The 684-nt window shown below is 45.3% G+C and carries 2 protein-coding genes; both read left to right on the plus strand.

From position 1 onward, the window contains the following. Positions 1-297 carry a hypothetical protein gene (locus ACFIKE_RS12055; RefSeq protein ID WP_375650203.1) on the plus strand — a complete coding sequence of 99 codons (297 nt, stop codon included), beginning with the start codon at positions 1-3 and terminating at the stop codon, positions 295-297. Continuing rightward, the coding region (locus tag ACFIKE_RS12060; protein ID WP_375650205.1) for a phage terminase large subunit at positions 278-684 on the plus strand (407 nt) is incomplete at its 3' end. The genes ACFIKE_RS12055 and ACFIKE_RS12060, both read left to right, overlap by 20 nt.

Genomic DNA, 684 nt, shown 5'->3' on the forward strand with positions numbered 1-684 from the left:
ATTAAAAAGCGTATACCCCCAAAGGCAGGTCAAGGGCGTGTCAAAGGCGTTCCGAATAAGATGACGCGCATTTTAAAAGAAGCAGTGGTTAAGGCTGCTGAGAATGCTGGGAATAAAATTGGCAAGGATGGTTTGATCTCTTATTTGGAAAAACAGGCTATGGAATGCCCCGCTGCTTATTTAGCGTTGCTTGGTAAGGTGTTGCCTTTACAGGTAACAGGTGAAGATGGGGGAGCCATTAAGGTGATAACGCGTGTAGAAATCGCGCCTTTGGTCAATGACAACACGACAGATTAGTATTGTACCAAAGCTTATACCGATTTTTACAGGGGATGCTTTGGTACGGGCGGCTTGGGGTGGACGAGGGTCTGGAAAGACAAGATCATTTGCCTTGATGGCGGCTTTAAAAGGCTATCAATTTGGTATGCAAGGGATATCGGGCACTATTCTTTGTGCACGTCAGTTTCAGAATTCTTTGGCAGAAAGTTCATTGGAGGAAATTAAGCGCGCCATTGAAGCGCATGACTTTTTAAAGGACTATTACAAGGTTGGGGAGTCGTCGATTAAGTCGATAGATGGTCGTATAGCCTTTCAGTTTTCTGGTCTGGACCGGAATATTGCAAGTATCAAGTCTATGGGGCGTATTTTGCTTTGTTGGGTTGATGAGGCGGAGCCGGTTACAGA

This window comes from Bartonella sp. MU70NMGDW (genome assembly GCF_042194085.1).
Classification (GTDB): domain Bacteria; phylum Pseudomonadota; class Alphaproteobacteria; order Rhizobiales; family Rhizobiaceae; genus Bartonella; species Bartonella grahamii.